The following is a 585-nucleotide window of genomic DNA, read 5'->3' as shown; positions in this document are numbered from 1 at the left end:
AGCGAATTAAAACCAAATTTGCTTGGTGACAATAGCGTTTTGGACCCACCTGACCCCATGCCGAACTCAGTAGTGAAACGAAACAGCGCCGATGATAGTGTGGCATTTGCCATGTGAAAGTAGGACATTGCCAGGCTCCAAATTAAAGAAAGCCCGATTCGAAAGAGTCGGGCAGAGTCGGGCTTTTTTGCGTCTGGAGCTGTCAGCTTTCAGCGCGATGGAGCTGTTTGGTGCTGCGTCTCCCTCTGCCGGAGGTTCTAGGCTCTAGGCAAAGTGTAGTTGTAGGAATGACTTTAGCCATGAATGTGTTTGTTAAGGTCTAGATACGGCACTGACGTGCCTCCTACAGGGTTTTGTTGCTGAGGGAGTCTCAGCACTATACAACCCCATATTTCAGCTAACGGCTGAAAGCTGACAGCTCCAGACGCAAAAAAGCCCGACTCTTTCGAATCGGGCTTTCTTTAATTTGGAGCCTGGCAATGTCCTACTTTCACATGGCAAATGCCACACTATCATCGGCGCTGTTTCGTTTCACTACTGAGTTCGGCATGGGGTCAGGTGGGTCCAAAACGCTACAAAACGCTA

2 rRNA genes are annotated in these 585 nt (G+C 49.2%); one reads left to right on the top strand and one right to left on the bottom strand.

Annotated elements, in window-relative coordinates:
- Positions 1–21: 21 nt before the first annotated feature.
- Positions 22–136 (top strand): 5S ribosomal RNA (gene rrf, locus L1D46_RS20840).
- 335 nt (positions 137–471) lie between these two features.
- Here the strand turns inward: rrf (L1D46_RS20840) and rrf (L1D46_RS20835) are convergent.
- Positions 472–585 (bottom strand): 5S ribosomal RNA (rrf, locus tag L1D46_RS20835); the annotation flags it as partial.

The sequence above is a fragment of the Pseudoalteromonas sp. Isolate3 genome, from assembly GCF_022398505.1.
In the GTDB taxonomy this organism is placed as follows: Bacteria; Pseudomonadota; Gammaproteobacteria; order Enterobacterales; family Alteromonadaceae; genus Pseudoalteromonas; species Pseudoalteromonas apostichopi.
The sequence above is the reverse complement of the archived record's forward strand: the minus strand, read 5'-3'. Positions and strand labels throughout refer to the sequence as shown.